Raw genomic sequence first — 20,521 nt, 5'->3', positions numbered from 1 at the left:
CAGCCACGGGTAGGCGCGTTGTCTGACACCCAGGGCCCGCATGGGTGGGTATACATTGGGGCGCAGCCAGAACTGCGCCACCCACCCCACCTCTGCATGCGCCTCGCCCACCCACCCCTGCCCAGCCTTCGCCCCACGCACCGCAGGCCCTTGTCCGGCTCGGCTGGCTGGACTGGTGTGGGTTGGGTACTGACGGTTGCGGCACTGGGCGCCGCGCTCACAGGCTGCGCGGGTTTGCCTGAGCAGGTGGACCGCCCCGTCTCCACAGCGCTGGCAGACCCCAGCCTAACCCCTTTGGCGCAGTGGGCGCAGACACAACGCAGCGCTGACAAGGCACGCCACCCCTCGGGCTTTGTGCTGCTGAGCGGCCCCCAGGCGGCCTACGGCAGCCGCCTGGCGCTGGTGGATGCCGCACAACAAACGCTGGACTTGCAGTACTACGCCATCCATGCAGACGCCAGCACCGAGCGGCTGATGCTGGCCGTGGTGGCCGCGGCCCAGCGGGGCGTGAGGGTGCGGGTGCTGCTGGACGACTTTCACAGCACCGGGCGCGATGCCCAGGTGATGCGGCTGGCGTTTGTGCCCAACATCGAAATGCGCATGTTCAACCCCCTGACGGGCGCCCGCAACTCCCAGCTGGGGCGCATGTTCAGCCTGCTGGGCGATTTTTCTCGCGTACAGCAGCGCATGCACAACAAGCTGTTCATCGCCGACAACGCCATGGGCATCGCCGGTGGGCGCAACCTGGGCAATGCCTACTTTGGCAATGACGAGTCAGGTAACTTTGTCGACCTGGATGTGCTGGCCACCGGCCCTGTGGTGCAGGCGCTGTCGCGCAGCTTTGATGCGTATTGGAACAACCCGCGCTCCTACCCTGTGCAGTCACTGATCTCGCGCCCCGAGCTGCTGCGCATGCGCGAGAGCCTGAACATGCCAAGCCGCCCCGCCACGCCCAATGGACCGCGCCCACAACCCCTGGGTGAACCCGGCAGTGGCAACCCCACTACCGCAGCCACCGCCGATGGGCAACAGCCCGCCAGCGCCCAACGCACGCGCATCTGGAACCAGCAACCCCTGGACCTGCGCCAGATACGCTGGACCTGGGCCCCTGCCGCCGTGCTGGTAGACCAGCCCACCAAAATTCCTGCAGACAGCACCGAGCCAAGTCCCCCGGCGCCGCCGCAAACCGCCGTGCCCTCGCCAACACCCTCCCCAGGCGCGACCCCAGCCACGGCAACGGCGAGCAAAGCAGCCACCCCACCCGCCGATACGGTGGTAGACGGCTTGCTCCAGCTCATGGGGCAAGCCACCCAAGAGCTGCTCATCGTCTCGCCCTACTTCGTGCCTGGGGCCGACATGAAACAGGCATTTGCCAGCGCCATCGCCCGGGGTGTGCGGGTGCGGGTGCTGACCAATTCGCTGGCGTCTAACGATGCGCCCCTGGCCCATGCCGGTTACGCCCGGCACCGGGCAGACTTGCTGCAAGCGGGCGTGCAACTGTATGAAATGCGCAGCGAACTGTCGGGGCTGCGCAGCGTGTTCCTGGGTACGGGCAGCAGTGGCGCAGCGGGGGGAAATTCAGGGTCAGCGGGCGTGGGCAACTCGCGGGCCATGCTGCACTCCAAACTGCTGGTGCTGGACGGGCGGCTGCTGGCGGTAGGGTCGATGAACCTGGACCTGCGCTCACAGCTGCAGAACACCGAGATTGCCCTGCTGATCCAAAGCCGCACGCTGGCCGCCCAGGCCACACGCCAGATCGAAGCCGCACTGAGCGATGCCGCCTGGCGCGTGGAGCTGGATGCGCAGGGCCAACTGGCGTGGCGAGCCCCTGCCCACAGCGGCCTGCAAGACACCACCACCGAGCCTGACGCCAGTGCCCCGCTGCGCTGGCTGCTGCACCTGATCGGGCCACTGGCGCCCGACCACCTGCTGTAGCCGCTTGGCTCACACGGCCTAGCGCGCGCCTACTTGCGCCTGCATGGACGCAATCCACAGCGTGATCGCGCGCTGGTCCGTCAGCGTGCGCACATGCTCAAAGGCCAGCTCAGCCTCGGGAAAGCGCCTGCGCAGCAGATTCAGCCACTGCTTGAGGCGGCCCGCGCGCTGGCGCGGCTCCAGCCCATCGCACACCAGTTGCCAAAAGGCCGCCAGATGCGGAACCAGATCGGCCCACACCACCGTGTCCGTGCCTGCACGCCCGGCATCGGCCGCCCGGATGGCGCGGGCCAGCCCTGGATCGGCCACCGCGCCGCGCCCCAGCATCAGCGCCTCGCAGCCTGACACGGCACGGCAGCGCTGGGCATCCTCCACGGTCCAGATTTCGCCATTGGCCACCACCGGGATGCGCACGGCCGCACGCACTTCGGGGATCAGCTCCCAATACGCGGGCGGGCGGTAGCCGTCGGACTTGGTGCGGGCGTGCACCACCAGCTCCACCGCCCCGCCGTCTTGCATGGCCTGCGCGCACTCGCGCATCAACAGCGTGTCGTTGAAGCCCAGGCGCATCTTGGCCGACACCGGCAAATGCGCAGGCACGGCGCGGCGCACAGCCGACACCACGGCAGCAATGCGCTCAGGCTCTTGCAGCAGGGCCGCGCCCCCCCGTGGCGGTTGACCACCTTGGCCGGGCAACCAAAGTTCAGGTCAATCCCCTCGGGCTGCAAGGCCGCCAGCCGCGCCGCATTCTCGGCCATGCACACCGGGTCTGAGCCCAGCAACTGCGCCCGCACCGGCACGCCCGCCAGGGTGCGGCTGCCGTGCAACAACTCGGGCACGTAGCGCAAAAAGACCTTGTCGGGCAGCAAAGTGCCCGTGATGCGAATGAACTCGGACACGCAGCGGTCCACGCCCCCCACCCGGGTGAGCACGTCACGCAACACAAAATCCAGAAGCCCCTCCATCGGGGCCAGCAACAACGTCATGCCAACTCACCCAGTCCCATGCGTTTGCGCGCGGCACTCGCAAAATCAAAGACAAAAATGCCTCTAGCGCCCTTTGATAAAGCGCTAGCAGCTATCAAATATATAGCATCGCCGGTGCACCGGTGCACAGGGCGGATTACACAACTCAGCGAAGCGGCCCTGGCCAGGCGTTCCGTCGCAGGCAGTGCAAGCATTACGACACCACGGAACAACGACGCCAGGGGTTAGCCCCAGGCCTCACCCCGTCATCACCATGTCACGGCCCGCTGTTGCAATACCGGCCACTGCCTTCTGCGCCCCCGCCTTTGCCAACGCCCGCCATGCTGCTTCTCAAAACCGACAAAGCCCGACAAGAACTGGCACCCGGCATGCGCACCCTGAGCCTGCGCGAGCGCTCGCTGCTGCTGTTGGCAGAAGGCAAGCCCCAGGCCGAGCTGCAAGCCATGTACAACGGCGGCGGCGCCCAGATCGTGGAGCACCTGTTGAACCAGGGCTACCTGGCGCCAATGGCGTCCACCGCACCCGCAGCAACCTCCACAACCCACCCCAACACATCGCCAAGCCCTGCCAGCGCCCCCAAGGCGACACCGGCGGCCGCAACGGCAAGCCAACCTACCGACAAACCCACCGAGCCCAGTGACGCCCTGCGCTCACTGGCCGGTGCCCGGATGTACCTGTTCGACATTTGCGAGCGGCTGTTTGCCCGGCGCGACCCGGCCATGGCCCAGCATTTTCACAGCGCCCTGCGCTCAGCGCGCGACCGCGACAGCATGCTGGACGTGGGCGAAGCCCTGCTGGAAGAAGTGGCCCAACTCGCGGGCACCGAGCGCGCTCAGACCATTCGCGAGCGCATGGCCCAACTGCTGCCGCGCGAAGCCAGTGCAGCACCAGCCTGAAAACGCAGCCGCAGCAACAGGCCCAGCAGAGCCGCCAGGCGGCAACGTGGCGTGTCTCAGGCCACGCCCAGGCGCCACAACGAGGTCACCTCGGCCGCCCGCGCAGCGTGCAGGGCATCGGTGGCGTCCGTGGCCTTGGCGTGGTGCGGCTTCACATCATGGCGGCCCAGCACCTGCAGCCCGGCCTGCGTGATCCACTCCAGCAGTTGGGCACGGGGGCGCAGCTCCAGATGCTCAGCCAGGTCCGACAAAATCAGCCAGCCCTCGCCCCCAGGCTCCAGGTGCGCTGCCAAGCCTGCCAAAAACCCGCGCAGCATGCCACTGCCCTCGTCGTACACCGCACGCTCGATGGGCGAGCTGGCACGCGCTGGCAACCAGGGCGGATTGCACACCACCAAGGGCGCACGCCCTTCGGGGAACAGGTCGGTCTGCAGCAATTCCACGCGGCCTGCGACGCCCAGGCGTTGCAGGTTCTCGCGGGCACAAGCGATGGCGCGCGGGTCCTGGTCGGTGGCCACCACGCGCTGCACACCTCGGCGTGCCAGCACGGCGGACAACACGCCAGAGCCCACCCCCACATCAAAGGCCAGCGCTTTGGACGGCAGCGGCGTTTGCGCCACCAAATCCACATACTCGCCCCGCACGGGCGAGAACACGCCGTAGTGCGGGTGAATGCGATTGCCCGGCGCGGCGCCCAAGGCGGGCACTTCCACGCCCTTTTTGCGCCACTCGTGCGCGCCCACCAAGCCCAGCAGTTCGCGCAGCGATGCCACCACGCGCTGGCCGCTGGCAGGGCCCCAGGCCTCGGCGCATGCCTGGCGCAAATCGGGCGCGCGGCGCAGCCCAATGGCGTAATCGCCTTCGAGCACGATCAACACCGACGACAGCACCCGCGCCCGCTGCGCCTGGGCCTGCCGGTGCAGGTGAAACGCCTGGGCCGGTGTGGCATAGGCCGCCTTTTTGGCGGCTTTGGCTGCGGCCTTGGCGGGCTTGCGGTCGGTGCGGCGCATCAGCGCCTGCAGCAGCATGCGCGCGTTTTGAAAGTCGCCCGTCCACAGCAGGCCTGTGCCTTCGCAGGCGAGGCGGTATGCAGTGTCTGCGGGCAGGGTGTCGTCTGCGGCCACTACCCGGCGAGGGGCCGGGGCGCCGCTCTCAGAGCGCCAGTGGGCGGTGTGGGCCTGGCCCTGGCTGCTCCATTCGATCATGGGAGGATCAGCCGTTGATAGGGCGCTTCAGGCGCACTTCTTCGATCTTCACGCCGCCGATCACAGCCGTTTTGGCCGTGGACAGCTCGCGCTTGAAACCTGCCATCTCGTGAAAGCGCAGCGCGCGCTCATTGCGCAGCGGCACCCAGGCGGTGACATTGGTGCAGCCCTCTTCTTGCAGGCCATCACGGGCGGCATCCCACAAGGCCAGGCCCACGCCTTGGTTCCAATGCGTGGGGGCGGCGTAGATGGCCCAGATTTCACCGGTGGTGGGGCGGGATTTTTCATCGCGCGAGCGGTCGTAACCGACGAAGCCGACGATCTTCTCGCCGTCCACGGCCACTTGCACTTGTGGCTCGCAATATTCAATGGCCTCGCGCCAGTAGGCCTGGCGCTTTTCGACCGACATGGATTTCAATTGCTCGTCTGGCACCAGTCCTTTGTAGGCCTCTTGAGCAGAGACAGTGTGGATCTGGGCAATGGCTTTTGCATCGCGAAGCGTGGCGGGACGAACCTGGATACTGGACATGGAAAAACCGAACGAAAACAGGGTGTAAAAAAACGAAAGGACCGGCATTGTCGCCGCAAACGGTTTTCCACCCCTTTGCGCTCGGTTACAGCGCGGGTTCAAAGCGCCTTTTTCAGGCGCTTTTTGCCTCCCTCAAAGACCACGAAAACGCCGCGCAAAGCCGCTCAGGCAATGGCCATGGCATTGCCCATGGCGCCCGCGGCCATGGCCTGCGCCGCACGCTGCACCAGGGCACGCTTGTTGCGCGGACGGGGTGCATGCACAGCGGGCGGCTGGCCATTGATGGCCCCCAGGCTCAGCACCAGTGTCACGGTGCGCGAGTCGTCCTCACGGTCATCGATGGCATAGGCGCGGTAGCTGCCATTGCCCTGCCCATGGCTGCGGCGCACTGCATGAAAAACCACCCGTGCGCTCGCCACCCGGTTACCCCCAAAAGGCAGTACCCGCACGCAGGCGTCGCGGTCCAGGGCCAGGCCCAGGCTTCCGGCGCGGTTGATCAAATCGGTGCGCACCGTGCGCCAGGTTTGCCCGGCATCGGTAGAGAATTGCCAGGTGCCCACCTGGGCATCCAGCTGCTCGATCACCATGCCCGCGTGCAGCGCCAGCTCAGGGCAGTTGTCCTGCAGGATCTGGATCACGCTGTTCCCCCCCACCCCGCCTGCCGCAGGCGAGGCGGCGGCACCTGAGCGGCGCTCTGCAGCAGCGCGCTGCGCAGTGGAAGACGCGGCGGAAGAACGGTTGGCAAATGCGGTCATGTTGGGCCCCTCTGTGGATGTTGAATGCAATGGATGCGATGGTTCTGAGCAAGGTCGGTACGCATTGACATTTGCACTCCAAGGCACCGTTCAATGCATGGGAGAAAGTCTAGAAAACGGACTGCAGCGCGTCCATCGCACAAATGGACTAACAAAAATGGACTAGTCCAAACGGGTGGTTTGTGGGCAATACTTGGTGGATGTCTGCCCGCCTACTGCTTGTTGATGACCACACCCTGTTTCGCACAGGCTTGCGCCTGATCGTTCAGGACCACCCATCGGTAGGCTCCATCGCAGAAGCGGGCTCTGTGGCTGAAGCCTGCGCACTGCAGCTGGCCGATACAGACCTGGTGCTGCTGGACATCCAGTTGCCCGGCATGAGTGGCCTGGACGGCCTGCGCCTCATCCGTCAGGCTTGCCCCAAGGCACGCATCGTGCTGGTGTCTGCCAGCGTGGCGCCAGATGCGGTGAACGAGGCCCGGGTGCGCGGAGCCGACGGTTTTCTACCCAAATCGGCCAGCGGTGAAGACATCCTGGACGCCATCACCTGCGCATTGGCAGGGCTGCCCTGCTTTCCGGCAGGCAGCGGCCAGGCCCCACCCGCTGCGCGCGGGGCCAGTGCGTCGGCCCTCACGGCGCGGCAGCTGGATGTGCTGGCGCTGCTGTGCGCAGGCAAGCCCAACAAGGTGATTGCACGCGACCTGGGGCTGAGCGAGAACACCGTGCGGGTGCATGTGGCCGCCATCTTTGGGCAACTGGGGGTCAACAGCCGCAGTGCGGCGCTGCTCACAGCGCAGCGCATGGGCCTGGTCGCCACCCCCAGCCATGACACCCTCTGAGCCCACCCACCCAGAACCTGCCGCTGCGCCACCAGCGGTACCGTCGCCATTGCACACGTCCACCCCGTCCCTGATGGGACGCCTGGGCTGGGCCTGGCCACGGTGGGAGCGCGAGGAAATCCTTCGCGAGCAGGTCTCGCTGCTGCGCCACAACTTCCCGATGACTTTGCTGGCCTCGCTGGCCACGGCCTTTGGCACACTGTGGGTGATGCGCCCGGTGGCCGACCCGCAGGCCATGCTGGCCTGGCTGATCTCGCACATCCTGGTGGTGAGCTGTGTGTACGCCGTGCTGCTGGGCATTGACCGCCAGGGCACCGCACACCACCCCAGGCGCGCCGTGTGGCGGCTGATGGTGTGCATGAGCGCCATGGGCATCAGCTGGGGCAGCCTGGCCCACGTGGTGCTGTACTGGGGCAGTGGCGAGAGCGTGATTTACGCCATCGGCATCATCAGCACCGTGTCATCGGGCGCACTGGGGCTGGGGGCACCGCTGCTGTGGGGCTACATCATCTACCTCACGTTTGCCATTGGCGGGGTGCTGCTGGCACTGGCCATGGCGGGCGGCGTGGTGATGTGGCCCGCCCTGCTGATGGTGTGCGTGTACTACGCACTGACCTCCATGCACGCGCGCACCGGCGAGCAGGCCACGCTGCGCTCCATCGTCCTCAAGCTGGAAAACGAGCGACTGGTGACCGAGCTGCGTGCCGAGTCACGCCGCGCCCTGGCCGCCCAAGAAGCCGCAGAGCAGGCCGACCGCGACAAGTCCCGCTTTTTGGCCGCGGCCAGCCACGACCTGCGCCAGCCCCTGCACGCCATGGGCCTGTTTCTGGAAACCCTGCAGCGCAGCCCGCTCAACGCCCACCAGCAAACCGTGCTGGAGCACGCACACGCGGCCTCTGGCGCGGCGGCCGAGATGCTCACCACCTTGCTCGACTATTCGCGCCTGGAGGCCGGGGTCGTCAAGGTGCGCCCTGCGGCTTTCTCGGTGCAATCGCTGCTCACTTCGCTGGAGCAAGAGTTCGGTGTGCAGGCCGATGCTGCAGGCCTCATCTACCGCACGCGCGAGACCTCTGCAGCGGCCTTTGCAGACCGCTCACTGGTCGATCTGGTCATGCACAACTTCATCTCCAACGCCCTGCGCTACACCAGCCGGGGCGGTGTGCTGATTGCCTGCCGCCAGCGCGGCGCCCGGCTGGCGCTGGAGGTGTGGGACACGGGCCACGGCATTCCCGAGCACCAGTGGGAGGACATCTTCAAAGAGTTCCACCAACTGGGCAACCCCGAACGCGACCGGCGCAAGGGCCTGGGCCTGGGCCTGGCCATCGTGCAACGGCTGGCGTGCGAGATGCGCACCACCGTCCAAGTGCGCTCGCGCCTGGGCAAGGGCTCGGTCTTCAGGCTTTGGCTGGACAACTGGCAAGGCGCCCTGGAGGACGAAGCCCAGCCCGTGCTGGACCCGCAAAGCCTGGCAGGCCTGAGGGTGCTGGCCATCGACGACGACGAGGCCGTGCGCATGGGCATGCAATCGCTGCTGCAAAGCTGGGGGTGCGAATGCCTGACGGCCGAATCCGGCGCCGACGCCATGCAAAGCCTGGAGCGCATGACCCCCGAGTTGATCATCACCGACTTCCGCTTGCGGCATGAGGAAACGGGCAAGCAGGTGCTGCAAGCGCTGCGCTCCCAGCTGGGCGCCATGGTGCCCGCCATCATCATGACGGGCGACACCTCGCCCCAGCGCCTGCGCGATGCGCAGTCCACCTCGGCCCTGCTGCTGCACAAGCCCGTGTCCACCGGCCAGCTGCGCGACGCCATTTCGCTATTGCTGCAGCAACCCCAGCCTGCTGCCTAGCAGGCCGAAGAAACGCCTGCGGACCCGACCTGAGCCTGCGCAGGCTCGGCGTCCGCGCCAACTCAAAACCAGCGGCGCATCAAATCCATCAAACGCTGAAACCGGGCGCCATACGGTGGGTAAAGCAACGCGCCCAAGGACCAGCGCGACTGCACCAGCACCGACTTCTGGTGGCAAAACCGCAGAAAGCCCTGCTCGCCATGGTAGGCCCCCCAGCCACTGTCGCCCACGCCGCCAAACGGCAGGTTGTCGTGGGCCACATGCATCAGCGTGTCGTTCACCGTCACGCCCCCGCTGACCGTGCGGGCCAGCACATCGTCACGCACCGCCTCGCTTTGCCCAAACCAGTACAGCGCCAGCGGGCGCGGCCCGGCGTTGATGTGCGCAATGGCATCGTCCAAGCGCTCGTAGGAAATGACGGGCAGGATGGGGCCAAAAATTTCTTCCTGCATGAGCTGCATGGCTGAGGTGGCGCCAAACACCAGCGTGGGCAGCATCTGGCGGCTGGCGCCATCGCCCAGCGTGCCCACGGTGGGCTTGCCTGAAGCGGGCTTGCCCACAGACGGGTCAATGGTCTGCACCTCAGCGCCCAGGGTTTGCGCCTGCTGCAGCATGGTGCGCAGCCGTGCGTAGTGGCGCGCAGTGATGATGGAGGCATAGTCGCCATTGCCCTCAACGCTCGGGAACAGGCGCAGCACGGCCGCACCGTAGGCCTGGGCAAACTCGGCCTCGCGCCCCCGGGGCAGCAGCACGTAGTCAGGCGCCACGCAGGTTTGCCCGGCATTGAACAGCTTGCCGTGGGCGATCTTCAGGGCAGCCTCCTGCAGGTCGCAGTGGCCGTCGATGATGCAAGGCGATTTGCCCCCCAGCTCCAGCGTGGTGGGGGTGAGGTTGTGCGCCGCCGCCTGCGCCACCTTGCGCCCCACGGCGGTAGAGCCGGTGAACACCAGGTGATCGAACGGCAGCGAGGCAAACAAGGCCGACAAATTGGCATCGCCCTGCACCACACAAAACTCGTCGGCGGAGAAGAACTGCGCTACCAACGCCGCCAGTTGCGCCGAGGTGTGCGGCGTGAGCTCGCTGGGCTTGAGCATGACGCGGTTGCCCGCCGCCAGTGCGGTAATAGCGGGGGCCAGCGCCAGTTGGATGGGGTAATTCCACGGCGCAATCACCCCTACCACCCCCAGCGGCTGGCGGGCAATCCAGGCACTGGCGGGCTGCAAAAACAGGGGGGTGAACACCCGCTGGGGCTTCATCCAGCGGCCCAGGTGGCGCAGGGTGTGCGACAGCAAACTGCGCAGCACAAACAGGTCAGCCACCTCCGTCAGGCGCGGCGAGCGCATGCCGAAATCGGCCTGCACGGCGGCGGCCAGCACGGGGGCGTGCTCGTCCAGCATTTTTTGCAAGCGCAGCAAACGCTCGCGGCGCACCAGCAGGGGCACATCCACTTGCGCGCGGCTGGCCTGGTGCTGGAGTTGGAACTGGGCGTGTATTTCGGCAGGGGTCATGCAAAGATCATAGGAGACCCTACCAGCGGGTGCGTCACGAAAGGGCACATGCGGCGCCTGGGCACCGCACCCCTGGCGCCCCTGCGTCAGGCACCCGACACAGGGAATGCAATGCCATCAGCGCAACCCGGCAAGCGCCAGAGGCCCCTCTGCACGAATCGAGCGGAAAGTGTGCACTGCGAGGATCTGGATGGACTGCAAGACGCACGCAATGCACTGCGCAGCAATAGCCGTCGTGCAGATGGGTCCCTAACCTTCAGCGGACGTCGCGCGCTTCCACGTCCGTCACCTGGGCAGCCCCAGGCAGGATGCCGCCACGGTGCTGTGCGGCGGGCTCATCCACCACGCCATCACCCGATGCGGGTGCCCCAGGCGCACCACGGTGGCCACCCGTTGACCAACGCTGCGTGGAACGAAAGGCGGTGCTGAAGCCCGAGCGCGGGTCCATGCGCATGACCCAGGGCGTCACGGGCTTGCCCGTCAGCCGCGCCCAGGCGGCGCGCAAGGCCCACACCAGGGCCAGCACCAGCACGGCGGCCAGCAGGCTCAAGAAAAGCACCACGCCCATGGCCAACACCACCACACGCAACACCAGGCGCAGCAGGCCCGCAACAATTTCGTTCAACTCACACCTCTCATTCACAACATGGGCGGGGCGCGACACCGGTGTGTCCACCAGCCTGCGCACCCGCCACCGCCGCTTGGCAGGTCAACCCTGCGGCGCGGCGCTGAACTGGAACACCCCCGGCTCCAGCACCGGGTTCACGTTCACAGCAATGACGCTCTTGGGAGGGAACTGCCCCTCCAGCAAGAGCTTGGACAGCGGGTTCTCAATCCGCTGCTGGATCGCCCGCTTGAGCGGCCGCGCACCAAACACCGGGTCGAACCCCACCTTGGCCAATTCTGCCAAGGCGGCATCGGACACCTGCAACTCCAAATCCATCTTGGCCAACCGGGTTTGCAGCAGCTGCAGCTGGATCTTGGCGATCGAGGCGATGTGCTGCGCGTCGAGCGCGTGGAACACCACGGTCTCATCGATGCGGTTCAGGAACTCAGGGCGGAAGTGGTTCTTCAGCTCGCCCCACACGGCGTCCTTGATGTCCTGCGAATCCTGCCCCACCATGGCCTGGATCAGGTGCGAGCCGATGTTGCTGGTCATCACGATCACCGTGTTCTTGAAGTCCACGGTGCGGCCCTGGCCATCGGTCAGGCGGCCATCGTCCAGCACTTGCAGCAGCACGTTGAACACGTCGGGATGGGCTTTTTCCACCTCGTCGAGCAGCAGCACGCTGTAGGGTTTGCGGCGCACAGCCTCGGTCAGGTAGCCACCCTCTTCATAGCCCACGTAGCCGGGGGGCGCGCCGATCAGGCGGGCCACCGAGTGCTTCTCCATGAACTCGCTCATATCGATGCGCACCAGGTGGTCTTCGCTGTCGAACAAGAAGCCCGCCAGCGCCTTGCACAGCTCGGTCTTGCCCACGCCCGTGGGGCCAAGGAACAGGAACGAGCCCGTGGGCCGGTTGGGGTCGCTCAGGCCCGAGCGCGAGCGGCGGATGGCATTGGCCACCGCAGCAATCGCCTCTTGCTGGCCCACCACACGCTCGTGCAGCTTGGTCTCCATCTGCAGCAGCTTGTCTTTCTCACCCTGCATCATCTTGGACACCGGGATGCCCGTGGCGCGGCTCACCACCTCGGCAATTTCTTCCGCGCCCACCTGGGTGCGCAGCAAGCGGTTGGGCGTGGAGGCGCCGTCCTTGCCTTCTTCCTTGGCCTGGGCTTCCTTGAGCTTGCGTTCCAGATCGGGCAGGCGGCCGTATTGCAGCTCAGACACCTTGGTCAGGTCGCCCTTGCGGGTGAATTCGACAATCTGCAGCTTGATGCGCTCGATCTCTTCGCGCACCTGGGCCGAGCCCTGGGCCTGCGCTTTTTCGCTGGTCCAGATCTCTTCCAGATCGGCAATTTCTTTTTGCAGGCGCTCGATCTCTTCCTCAATCAGGCCAAAGCGCTTCTGCGAGGCCTCGTCCTTTTCGCGGCGCACGGCTTCGCGCTCGATTTGCAGCTGGATCAGGCGGCGGTCGAGCTTGTCGATGGCTTCGGGCTTGGAGTCGATTTCGATCTTGATCTTGGCCGCCGCCTCGTCGATCAGGTCAATCGCCTTGTCGGGCAAAAAGCGGTCGGTGATGTAGCGGTGGGACAGCTCGGCCGCCGCTACGATGGCGGGGTCGGTGATCTCCACGCCGTGGTGCGCCTCGTATTTTTCCTGCAGGCCGCGCAGGATGGCGATAGTGGCCTCCACCGTGGGCTCGCCCACCAGAATTTTCTGGAAGCGGCGCTCCAGCGCAGCGTCCTTTTCGATGTACTTGCGGTATTCGTCGAGCGTAGTGGCGCCCACGCAGTGCAGCTCGCCGCGCGCGAGAGCCGGCTTGAGCATGTTGCCCGCGTCCATCGCGCCTTCGCCCTTACCTGCACCCACCATGGTGTGCAACTCGTCGATGAAGACAATGGTCTGGCCTTCGTCCTTGGCCAGCTCGCTCAGCACAGTCTTCAGGCGCTCTTCAAACTCGCCCCGGTATTTGGCACCGGCCAGCAGGGCGGCCATGTCCAGTGAGAGGACTCGCTTGCCTTTGAGGCTTTCAGGCACCTCGCCTGCGACGATGCGCTGGGCCAGGCCTTCGACAATCGCAGTCTTGCCCACGCCGGGCTCACCAATGAGCACGGGGTTGTTCTTGCTGCGGCGCTGCAGCACCTGGATGGCGCGGCGGATCTCGTCGTCGCGGCCAATCACCGGATCGAGCTTGCCTGCTCGGGCGCGCTCGGTCAGGTCCAGGCAGTACTTTTGCAGCGCGCCGCGCTGGCCCTCGGCCTCGGCGCTGTCCATCTTCTGACCGCCGCGCACGGCTTCGATCGCAGCCTCCAAGCTCTTGCGGGTGAGGCCGTTGTCCTTGGCTATTTTTGCGGCTTCGCCCTTGCTGTCGATCACGGCCAGCAAGAACAGCTCGCTGGCAATGAACTGGTCGCCGCGCTTGATGGCTTCTTTCTCAGTGGCCTGCAGCACGCGGCCCAGCTCGGGGCCGCCCTGCACCTGGTCGTTGCCTTGCACCTGGGGCAGGCGCTTGACGGCAGCTTCGGCCGCCGCCAGCAGGCCGGGCACATTGGCGCCCGCACGCTGCAGCAGCGCCTTGGGGCCGTCGTCTTGCTTGAGCATGGCCACGAGCATGTGCACGGGCTCGATGTAGGCGTGGTCGTTGCCCAGCGCAATGCTCTGTGCATCGCCCAGGGCCTCTTGGAACTTGGTGGTGAATTTGTCGAGACGCATGGTCCATATCCTCCGAATTGCCCTGCAGTTGGGGTGGGCACTGCCTCATTTCAAGGCAGCGGGCACAGGAAGAGATTGACCTGGATCAGTGGGGTGCAGCGGCGACGGAGCACGCAGTTACTATCAAATCAATAGCTGCCAGCGCTTATTTAATGAGCGCTGGCAGCTATTTTTATTGAAAAGAACAGCCCCCAACCTGGGCTCAGGCGTTGCGTGCCGTGATGCCCCAGCGCGCCAGCGCGGCGTCGTCGCTCACCCGGGCATCCACCCAGCGGGCGCCTTGGGCGGTTTCTTCCTTCTTCCAGAACGGCGCCTGGGTCTTGAGGTAGTCCATCAAAAATTCGCAGGCCTGAAAGCTCTGGCCCCGGTGGGCACTGGTCACCGCCACCAGCACGATCTGGTCGAGCGGCTGCAGCAGCCCCACGCGGTGGATCACCCGGGCACCCAAAATGTCGAAGCGCCGGAAAGCTTCTTGCACCATGGCCTCGATGGACTTTTCGGTCATGCCGGGGTAGTGCTCCAGCTCCATCGAGGCGACCGTGTCGCCCTCATTGCGGTCACGCACCGTGCCCACAAAGCTGCACACCGCCCCCACGCCCTTGTCTTCACGGCGCAGCGCGGCAATTTCGGCAGACAGGTCAAAGTCTGCGGTCTGGATGGAAACTTGTGCGCGGGTCATAGGCCGTAGCTCATGGCGCACGGTGCAGGCGGGGCGCGGCCAGCAAGGCCCGCTCCTCTTCCACAAAGTTCTGCAGCTGCTGCAGCGCGGGCGATGGCGGCAGTTTGGCCAGCTGGGTTTGCAGCCGCGTGATGTCGCCCACCGTGGGGGCCACCTTGATTTGCGCCACTGCGGCGGCGTGGTTGCCGGACTGGATCAAGGCCAGCACCTTGTTCGGCCATTCACTTTTGGATCGTGCCATGGGGATGTTTTCGGTAGTTCAACAGGGTTTCTACAGGACATGGCTTACGCAAACAGGGGTCAGCCAAGCGGCGTGCCCGAAAGCCAAGGCGGTGGTTGCATCCCGCTTTGCATAAGCCCTACAGGAATGTCTGTAGCATTCGCCCGCACTGTACCCCCACCACGCTGGCCCGCCACGCGCCCTGCCCTTACTTTTTTGAGCCCATGGCCACACAAACCATCACCACCGACCAGTACAAGCTCTACCCTTCGCCCCGCAACCAATACCGCGAGATTTTTGAGCACCAGGTCTTTGTGCCCCACCCCTACGCCATCATTGACCTGGATGCCATGGAGCTGGCCGGCAAAACCACGCTGTATGCCGCCTGCCGCCTGTCGGACATGAAGATGGGCCAGGTGGTGACCTTTGAGCTGGCGGCAGACCAAGCCAAGTTCGAGCGCCTGTTCACTCCCGACTGACCCACCACGCGGTCCCACCAGCCCGCTATGGGGTGCCCGCCCCCAAAAACACCCGAAGAATCGCGAACAAATACACAGGAGCCACCGGTCATTTCGCCCAACGGCGCGCGGCGGGCAGTTTGCGGGCCCGGTCTCTGGGACACTTCGCGCTTTTTGGGAGAGCCCTGTGAAAAAGCACCTGTTTCTGGCCTTGTGCCTGGCCGCCAGCACCGCTGTGTGGGCCCAAAACACCCCGACCACCCCAGCTGCAACGGCCGCAAAAACCAGCGCTGCAGCCATCCCCCAGGCCCGCCTGGTGGGCAAATGGGAGCACACCCTGCAAACGTCCGAATGGCTGCTGCAGCAAACCACGGAACTCAAGGACAACCGCAAGTTCACGCAGCACGCGGTGTACAAGGGCCCGGACGGGGCCGTGCTGGCAGACAACACCTCCAGCGGCGACTGGTCTTTTGACGGCACCCACTTCAAGCGGGTCTTCACCCACATCAACAACCAAAAGCTCAAGCCCAACCGACAGGTGCGGATGGAGCAAAAGATCCTCTCGCTGAGCGATTCGAGCTTTGACTTCTTTGACCCGGAAACCCAGAAGAAGCTGGTGTTCAACCGCGTGCAGTGAGTGGGCCACAATCTGGCCATGCTCGAAGACGACAACCAGATCCACGTTCCGCCCTCGTTCATGGCGGTGTACGCCGACCACCGCCAGCGCCTGCGCGAACCCGTTTCCATCGTTCGCGCCCGCTACGAGCTGTGTGAAGACCTGTCGGGGCATCTGGTGGAGCACGCGCAAACGCTGTACCACGTGCAGGCCCCGTCCGAAACAGAGATCCTGCTGCGCATCCATGCGGGGCTGTGCACGGCCGAGTCGGGCGTGTCGGTGGCCGAGGCCACCTGGATCACGACCCGCCTGGCAGAACTGCTGAACTGGCCCTGCCCCGAACTGCCATTGCCCAGCAGCGGCGATACCAATCCCTCATCCCACTGACAACCGCGTCAAAGGGCCTTGCCAAAAAAAAACGCGGCCCTTTTGCAAGAGTCGCGTTCCTTTTGGCGCCTAACGCTTTATGCATAAGCGTCAGCAGCTATCAATTAAATAGCACCCAACACCTCAGGAGCCACCAAACGGCATCTTGGGCATGCCGCCCAGGCCTTTCATGCCGCCCATGCGCTTCATCATCTTCATCAGGCCGCCGCCTTTCATCTTCTTCATCATGTCCTGCATCTGCTCAAACTCCTTGAGCAGGCGGTTGACCTCTTGCACATGCACACCGGCGCCGTTGGCAATGCGCTTTTTGCGGGTGGCCTTGATGAGATCGGGCTTGCGGCGCTCCAGCGGGGTCATGCTCTGGATGATGCCTTCCTTGCGCTTGATGTCTTTCTCGGCTTTGTCCATATCGATGGAGCCGGCCTTGGCGGTGAGCTGAGACGGCAGCTTGTCCATCAGGCTGGAGAGCCCGCCCATCTGCTTCATCTGCTGGATTTGCGAGAGGAAGTCGTTGAGGTCAAAGCCGTCACCGCTCTTGACCTTGGCGGCCAGCTTTTGGGCGGCCTCGATGTCCACCCCGGCCGTGACCTGCTCCACCAGCGCCACGATGTCGCCCATGCCCAGGATGCGGCCCGCATGGCGCTCGGCGTCAAACACCTCCAGGCCGTCGATCTTTTCAGAGACACCTGCAAACTTGATAGGCGCCCCCGTGATCTGGCGCACCGACAGCGCGGCACCACCGCGCGAGTCGCCATCAAGCTTGGTCAGCACAATGCCGGTGAGCGGCAGGGCTTCCTTGAAGGCCTTGGCGGTGTTGATCGCATCCTGGCCCTGCATGGCGTCCACCACAAACAGTGTTTCCACCGGGTTGAGGGCGGCATGCAGGTCCTTGATTTCTTTCATCAAGGCTTCGTCAATGGCCAAGCGCCCGGCCGTGTCCACCAGCAGCACGTCAAAGTAGTGCTTCTTGGCATAGTCCAGCGCCGCGCGGGCGATGTCCAGCGGCTTTTGGTCCGGGGTGCTGGGGAACCACTCGGCACCGGCTTGCGCAGTCACGGTCTTGAGCTGCTCGATGGCGGCGGGGCGGTACACGTCGCCCGACACCGTCAGCACCTTCTTCTTGCGCCGCTCGATCAGGTGCTTGGCCAGCTTGGCGGTGGTGGTCGTTTTACCCGCACCTTGCAGGCCCGCCATCAGGATGATGGCCGGGGGCTGCGCGGCCAGGTTGATGTCGGCCACGCCCTCGCCCATGGTGGCGGCCAGCTCCTGGTTGACGATGCTCACCAGCGTCTGTCCGGGCTTGAGCGAGCCCAGCACCTCCTGGCCCAGGGCTTTTTCCTTGACGCGGGCGATGAAGTCGCGCACCACCGGCAAGGCCACATCGGCCTCCAGCAGCGCCATGCGCACTTCGCGCAGCATGTCCTGCACGTTGGATTCGGTGATGCGGGCCTGGCCACGCATCTCCTTGACGAGTCGCGTGAGTTTGTCGGTAAGTGCGGAGGCCATAGGAGATTTTGGAAAGGTTCCAGGGTTACCCGTTACCCGCACACAGGTCAAATGTGGGCAGGTTTGCCAAAGCGCTGGCAGCGGGCGAAAGGCTAAACTGTGACCCATGATTTTACCCAGTGCTTCCCCCGTCAGCTGGTTGCTGGCCCTTGCCGCAGCCTTGGCATACGCCGCACCTGCCGCAGCCGCCGCCCGGTTGGGCGCCACCGCCACACGCAACGCTCTGCTGGTGGCATGGGTGTTGCACGGTGCCCTGCTGGTCTGGGGGCTGTGGGGTGATGCGCCCCGCTTCGGTTTTGCCCCGGCCTTGTCGATGACGGCCTGGCTGGTATTGACGGTGTATGCCGTCGAGCGGCAGCTCTTTCCCCAGATGCAGGCACGCTGGGTGCTGGCCGCCCTGGGCGCCGCCACCATCGTGCTGGCTCTGGCGTTTCCTGGGCAGCCGCTGCATGTGGCGGCATCTGCCTGGCTGCCGCTGCACCTGGCCTTGGGCATTGCCTGCTATGGCCTGTTTGCCGCTGCCGTGGTGCACGCCTGGCTCATGACCCGTGCAGAACGCCACATCCGCCAGGCCGAAGACCCGCACAGTGGCATTCCTCTGTTGACGCTGGAGCGGCTGACCTTTCGCTTTGTGACGGCCGGTTTTGTGCTGCTCAGCGCCACCTTGCTGGCGGGCTGGCTGTTCAGCGAAACCCTGTACGGCCGCGCTTGGCGCTGGGACCACAAGGCCGTTTTCTCGATGCTCTCGTGGCTCACATTTGCCACCTTGCTGCTGGGCCGCGCACGCTTTGGCTGGCGCGGGCGCAATGCCGTGCGGGTGCTGTACGCAGGCGCTGCATTGCTGATGCTGGCGTACGTGGGCTCGCGTTTCGTGATGGAAGTCGTGCTGGGCCGCAGCGTATGAAATACCTGGTCCTGCTCATCGTGCTGGTGATTGCCGTGGGCGTATGGCGCAGCAAGCGTGAGCCCGCCCAGCCAGCACGCACCCCACCCGCAGCCCCCCCCAAACCCCAGGACATGGTGGCCTGCGCCCATTGCGGCCTGCACCTGCCCTACAGCGATGCGGTTGTGCAACGTGGCGTGGCCTATTGCAGCGCTGAGCACCTGCGCGCTGGCCCAGCGCTGCGCCCATGAAAGAAGCGCTGTTGGCCGACGCCCGGCTGAACACTGCGGACGCGCCCTTTGTGCGCCTGTGGCGCGGCTTTCTCACAGGACGGGTGATGATTGCCGTGGCACTGCTGGTGCTGCAGATCCTGGGGCAGTGGTTCAACCAAGTCAGCGACCCCGTCTTGATGACCGTATGCGGGGCCTACCTGTGCGCCGCCGTGCTGCTACGCATTCTGGGGCGCCATGCCCCCCCTGCTGCGGGCACCGGCGTGCAGTGGCTTCCCTCCATCGGCGTGGACATTGCCGTGGTCAGCGCCCTGCAGCTCTTGCACACGGGCGCCATGAATTTCACCCCCTTGTTCGGCCTGCCCATCCTGATGGCCGCCGTACTGGGCACCCTGACCCTGGCGCTGGGCACCACCGCCGCCGTGACGCTGCTGCTGTTGCTGTGGGCCTGGTGGAGCAGCACCCAATCGCTGAGCGACGACACCCAGCGCTACCTGCAAAGCGCGCTGACGGGCACCGGGTATTTTGTGGTGACTTACTTGGTGCACCAACTGGCCACCCGGCTGGTGGGCGAGCAGGAAGTCGCCCAGCGCAACAGGATGGCAGCGCAGGTGCAGACGCAGGTGAGTGCCCTGGTGATCGAACATTTGAGCGACGGCGTGCTGGTGGTGGACGAAAGCGACGTGGTCCGCATGGCCAACCCGGCCGCTCAGGGCCTGCTGGGGGAGAGCCAGCACACCCAGCTGCCTTTTTCCCTGGGCCGGTGCGAAGGCTGGCAGCCCCTGGTGGACCTGGCACACCGCACGTTTGACCAGGAAGCCCCCCAAACGGCCGACGTCGCATTGCTGCACCCTGGCGAAAGTCCCACCGGGCTGCATGCACGCACCTGGATGACATCCACCCACGCCGACCCGCAAAGCCGTGGAGAGCGCCTGTGCGTGATGTTCTTGCATGACCTGCGGGAACTGGAGGCGCGCCTGCGCACCGAAAAGTTGGCCGCCATGGGCCGCATGTCTGCTGCCGTGGCGCATGAAATCCGCAATCCGCTGGCCGCCATCGTCCAAGCCAACGCGCTGCTGGAAGAAGACCTGCAAGACCCTGGTCAAAAACGACTGGCACAAATGGTGCAGCAAAACGCCGACCGACTGGCACGCATTGCCGAGGAGGTGCTGGACATTGCCCGCGTGCAACACCAGATCAGCCATGCGCCGGCCTCCACGCTGGCACTGGATGCCAGCGTGGCCCAGGTGTGGAGTGACTGGTGCGCCCAGGACCCCGCCAAGCGCCAAGGGCAAATCCTGCTGAATGCGCCGATGCTGCACGTAGAGTTTGATACCGAGCACCTGCGCCGGGTACTGGTCAACCTGCTGGACAACGCCTTGCGCTACATGGGGCCCCATGAAGACTCGTTGCAAGTGCAAACCCGCACCAGCGTCACAGGCCAGATCACGCTGCAGGTCTGGAGCGACGGTGCCCCCATGGACAAATCTGTGGAGCGCCACCTGTTCGAGCCCTTTTTCTCCTCAGAGAGCCGCTCCAGCGGCCTGGGCCTCTATATATGCCGCGAACTGTGCCAAAGGCACGGCGCCTCCATCAGCTACCAGCGCACCCACCGTACCACCGCGCGTGGCAACACCGGCGGCAATGCCTTCACCGTGGCGTTCAGGCGCACCACACGCCCCCAAGAAGCCGCCACGCTATTCGACTCCATCGTGATCTGAGAA

General features: G+C 65.3%; 19 protein-coding genes and 1 pseudogene. 10 read left to right on the top strand and 10 right to left on the bottom strand.

The window, feature by feature from the left end:
* Positions 1-96: 96 nt before the first annotated feature.
* On the top strand, positions 97-1,935 hold the full coding sequence (locus EAG14_RS04880; protein WP_121730300.1) for a phospholipase D family protein: 1,839 nt from the start codon (positions 97-99) through the stop codon (positions 1,933-1,935).
* Between the two features lie 18 nt (positions 1,936-1,953).
* Here EAG14_RS04880 and EAG14_RS04875 read toward each other — a convergent pair.
* A pseudogene (locus tag EAG14_RS04875) lies at positions 1,954-2,921 on the bottom strand (tRNA dihydrouridine synthase).
* 320 nt (positions 2,922-3,241) lie between these two features.
* Between EAG14_RS04875 and EAG14_RS04870 the strand changes: the two are divergent.
* Complete coding sequence (locus tag EAG14_RS04870; protein ID WP_121728236.1) at positions 3,242-3,817, top strand: hypothetical protein; 576 nt, start codon at positions 3,242-3,244, stop codon at positions 3,815-3,817.
* Positions 3,818-3,873: 56 nt separating this feature from the next.
* Here the strand turns inward: EAG14_RS04870 and EAG14_RS04865 are convergent, their stop codons facing one another.
* The 3 genes from EAG14_RS04865 to EAG14_RS04855 all read right to left on the bottom strand — a co-directional run bounded on the left by EAG14_RS04865 (position 3,874) and on the right by EAG14_RS04855 (position 6,306).
* Positions 3,874-5,022 (bottom strand): class I SAM-dependent methyltransferase, encoded by a 1,149-nt coding sequence (locus tag EAG14_RS04865; RefSeq protein WP_121728235.1) that lies wholly within the window; start codon positions 5,020-5,022, stop codon positions 3,874-3,876.
* A 7-nt stretch (positions 5,023-5,029) separates the two neighbouring features.
* The gene (locus EAG14_RS04860) at positions 5,030-5,551 is read right to left on the bottom strand and encodes a GNAT family N-acetyltransferase (RefSeq protein ID WP_099658765.1); all 522 of its coding nucleotides are present in this window, start codon (positions 5,549-5,551) and stop codon (positions 5,030-5,032) included.
* Positions 5,552-5,715: 164 nt separating this feature from the next.
* On the bottom strand, positions 5,716-6,306 hold the full coding sequence (locus EAG14_RS04855; protein WP_121728234.1) for a hypothetical protein: 591 nt from the start codon (positions 6,304-6,306) through the stop codon (positions 5,716-5,718).
* Positions 6,307-6,506: 200 nt separating this feature from the next.
* On the opposite strand from EAG14_RS04855, the gene EAG14_RS04850 reads away from it, so the two are divergent.
* Both EAG14_RS04850 and EAG14_RS04845 read left to right on the top strand, forming a co-directional pair.
* Entirely contained in the window at positions 6,507-7,145 is a 639-nt protein-coding gene (locus tag EAG14_RS04850; protein ID WP_121728233.1) for a response regulator transcription factor, read from the top strand.
* A complete protein-coding gene (locus EAG14_RS04845) occupies positions 7,132-8,994 on the top strand; it encodes a hybrid sensor histidine kinase/response regulator (RefSeq protein WP_240456942.1) in 1,863 nt (620 codons plus the stop codon). Before EAG14_RS04850 ends, EAG14_RS04845 begins: the two co-directional genes overlap by 14 nt.
* A gap of 62 nt (positions 8,995-9,056) precedes the next feature.
* Here EAG14_RS04845 and EAG14_RS04840 read toward each other — a convergent pair whose 3' ends face one another.
* The 5 genes from EAG14_RS04840 to EAG14_RS04820 all read right to left on the bottom strand — a co-directional run bounded on the left by EAG14_RS04840 (position 9,057) and on the right by EAG14_RS04820 (position 14,738).
* A complete protein-coding gene (locus tag EAG14_RS04840) occupies positions 9,057-10,502 on the bottom strand; it encodes a coniferyl aldehyde dehydrogenase (RefSeq protein WP_121728231.1) in 1,446 nt (481 codons plus the stop codon).
* 256 nt (positions 10,503-10,758) lie between these two features.
* Positions 10,759-11,127, bottom strand: a complete 369-nt coding sequence (locus EAG14_RS04835) for a hypothetical protein (RefSeq protein WP_121728230.1) — start codon at positions 11,125-11,127, stop codon at positions 10,759-10,761.
* Between the two features lie 84 nt (positions 11,128-11,211).
* Complete coding sequence (gene clpB, locus EAG14_RS04830; protein WP_099741861.1) at positions 11,212-13,818, bottom strand: ATP-dependent chaperone ClpB; 2,607 nt, start codon at positions 13,816-13,818, stop codon at positions 11,212-11,214.
* 202 nt (positions 13,819-14,020) lie between these two features.
* A complete protein-coding gene (locus EAG14_RS04825) occupies positions 14,021-14,497 on the bottom strand; it encodes a molybdenum cofactor biosynthesis protein MoaE (protein WP_121728229.1) in 477 nt (158 codons plus the stop codon).
* A 10-nt stretch (positions 14,498-14,507) separates the two neighbouring features.
* Positions 14,508-14,738, bottom strand: a complete 231-nt coding sequence (locus tag EAG14_RS04820) for a hypothetical protein (protein WP_099656406.1) — start codon at positions 14,736-14,738, stop codon at positions 14,508-14,510.
* Positions 14,739-14,941: 203 nt separating this feature from the next.
* Between EAG14_RS04820 and EAG14_RS04815 the strand changes: the two genes are divergently transcribed.
* From EAG14_RS04815 to EAG14_RS04805, 3 genes are all read left to right on the top strand, one after another.
* Positions 14,942-15,196: a hypothetical protein gene (locus EAG14_RS04815; RefSeq protein ID WP_099656407.1), complete on the top strand. Its 255-nt coding sequence runs from the start codon at positions 14,942-14,944 to the stop codon at positions 15,194-15,196.
* Between the two features lie 166 nt (positions 15,197-15,362).
* Entirely contained in the window at positions 15,363-15,812 is a 450-nt protein-coding gene (locus EAG14_RS04810; RefSeq protein ID WP_121728228.1) for a hypothetical protein, read from the top strand.
* Between the two features lie 18 nt (positions 15,813-15,830).
* Complete coding sequence (locus EAG14_RS04805) at positions 15,831-16,178, top strand: hypothetical protein (protein WP_099658766.1); 348 nt, start codon at positions 15,831-15,833, stop codon at positions 16,176-16,178.
* A 123-nt stretch (positions 16,179-16,301) separates the two neighbouring features.
* Here EAG14_RS04805 and ffh read toward each other — a convergent pair whose 3' ends face one another.
* Positions 16,302-17,684 (bottom strand): signal recognition particle protein, encoded by a 1,383-nt coding sequence (ffh, locus tag EAG14_RS04800; RefSeq protein ID WP_099656409.1) that lies wholly within the window; start codon positions 17,682-17,684, stop codon positions 16,302-16,304.
* A gap of 106 nt (positions 17,685-17,790) precedes the next feature.
* Between ffh and EAG14_RS04795 the strand changes: the two genes are divergently transcribed.
* The 3 genes from EAG14_RS04795 to EAG14_RS04785 are packed head-to-tail and all read left to right on the top strand — an operon-like array spanning position 17,791 to position 20,518.
* Positions 17,791-18,588, top strand: coding sequence for an inner membrane protein YpjD (locus EAG14_RS04795; RefSeq protein WP_121728227.1), 798 nt, complete (start codon positions 17,791-17,793; stop codon positions 18,586-18,588).
* A complete protein-coding gene (locus EAG14_RS04790; RefSeq protein WP_121728226.1) occupies positions 18,585-18,818 on the top strand; it encodes a PP0621 family protein in 234 nt (77 codons plus the stop codon). Before EAG14_RS04795 ends, EAG14_RS04790 begins: the two co-directional genes overlap by 4 nt.
* Positions 18,815-20,518: a PAS domain-containing sensor histidine kinase gene (locus EAG14_RS04785; protein ID WP_121728225.1), complete on the top strand. Its 1,704-nt coding sequence runs from the start codon at positions 18,815-18,817 to the stop codon at positions 20,516-20,518. The genes EAG14_RS04790 and EAG14_RS04785 overlap by 4 nt, the downstream gene beginning before the upstream one ends.
* The last annotated feature ends 3 nt before the right edge of the window (positions 20,519-20,521 follow it).

The organism is Acidovorax sp. 1608163 (genome assembly GCF_003669015.1).
GTDB lineage: Bacteria > Pseudomonadota > Gammaproteobacteria > Burkholderiales > Burkholderiaceae_C > Acidovorax.
This window is presented reverse-complemented; position numbering and strand designations above follow the sequence as displayed.

What these genes read in the sequence shown, in the direction of transcription:
- EAG14_RS04880 (WP_121730300.1), top strand. Translation starts at nt 97, where the DNA reads ATGCGCCTCGCCCACCCACCCCTGCCCAGCCTTCGCCCCACGCACCGC.
- EAG14_RS04870 (WP_121728236.1), top strand. Translation starts at nt 3,242, where the DNA reads ATGCTGCTTCTCAAAACCGACAAAGCCCGACAAGAACTGGCACCCGGC.
- EAG14_RS04865 (WP_121728235.1), bottom strand. Translation starts at nt 5,022, where the DNA reads ATGATCGAATGGAGCAGCCAGGGCCAGGCCCACACCGCCCACTGGCGC.
- EAG14_RS04860 (WP_099658765.1), bottom strand. Translation starts at nt 5,551, where the DNA reads ATGTCCAGTATCCAGGTTCGTCCCGCCACGCTTCGCGATGCAAAAGCC.
- EAG14_RS04855 (WP_121728234.1), bottom strand. Translation starts at nt 6,306, where the DNA reads ATGACCGCATTTGCCAACCGTTCTTCCGCCGCGTCTTCCACTGCGCAG.
- EAG14_RS04850 (WP_121728233.1), top strand. Translation starts at nt 6,507, where the DNA reads ATGTCTGCCCGCCTACTGCTTGTTGATGACCACACCCTGTTTCGCACA.
- EAG14_RS04845 (WP_240456942.1), top strand. Translation starts at nt 7,132, where the DNA reads ATGACACCCTCTGAGCCCACCCACCCAGAACCTGCCGCTGCGCCACCA.
- EAG14_RS04840 (WP_121728231.1), bottom strand. Translation starts at nt 10,502, where the DNA reads ATGACCCCTGCCGAAATACACGCCCAGTTCCAACTCCAGCACCAGGCC.
- clpB (WP_099741861.1), bottom strand. Translation starts at nt 13,818, where the DNA reads ATGCGTCTCGACAAATTCACCACCAAGTTCCAAGAGGCCCTGGGCGAT.
- EAG14_RS04825 (WP_121728229.1), bottom strand. Translation starts at nt 14,497, where the DNA reads ATGACCCGCGCACAAGTTTCCATCCAGACCGCAGACTTTGACCTGTCT.
- EAG14_RS04820 (WP_099656406.1), bottom strand. Translation starts at nt 14,738, where the DNA reads ATGGCACGATCCAAAAGTGAATGGCCGAACAAGGTGCTGGCCTTGATC.
- EAG14_RS04815 (WP_099656407.1), top strand. Translation starts at nt 14,942, where the DNA reads ATGGCCACACAAACCATCACCACCGACCAGTACAAGCTCTACCCTTCG.
- EAG14_RS04805 (WP_099658766.1), top strand. Translation starts at nt 15,831, where the DNA reads ATGCTCGAAGACGACAACCAGATCCACGTTCCGCCCTCGTTCATGGCG.
- ffh (WP_099656409.1), bottom strand. Translation starts at nt 17,684, where the DNA reads ATGGCCTCCGCACTTACCGACAAACTCACGCGACTCGTCAAGGAGATG.
- EAG14_RS04795 (WP_121728227.1), top strand. Translation starts at nt 17,791, where the DNA reads ATGATTTTACCCAGTGCTTCCCCCGTCAGCTGGTTGCTGGCCCTTGCC.
- EAG14_RS04790 (WP_121728226.1), top strand. Translation starts at nt 18,585, where the DNA reads ATGAAATACCTGGTCCTGCTCATCGTGCTGGTGATTGCCGTGGGCGTA.
- EAG14_RS04785 (WP_121728225.1), top strand. Translation starts at nt 18,815, where the DNA reads ATGAAAGAAGCGCTGTTGGCCGACGCCCGGCTGAACACTGCGGACGCG.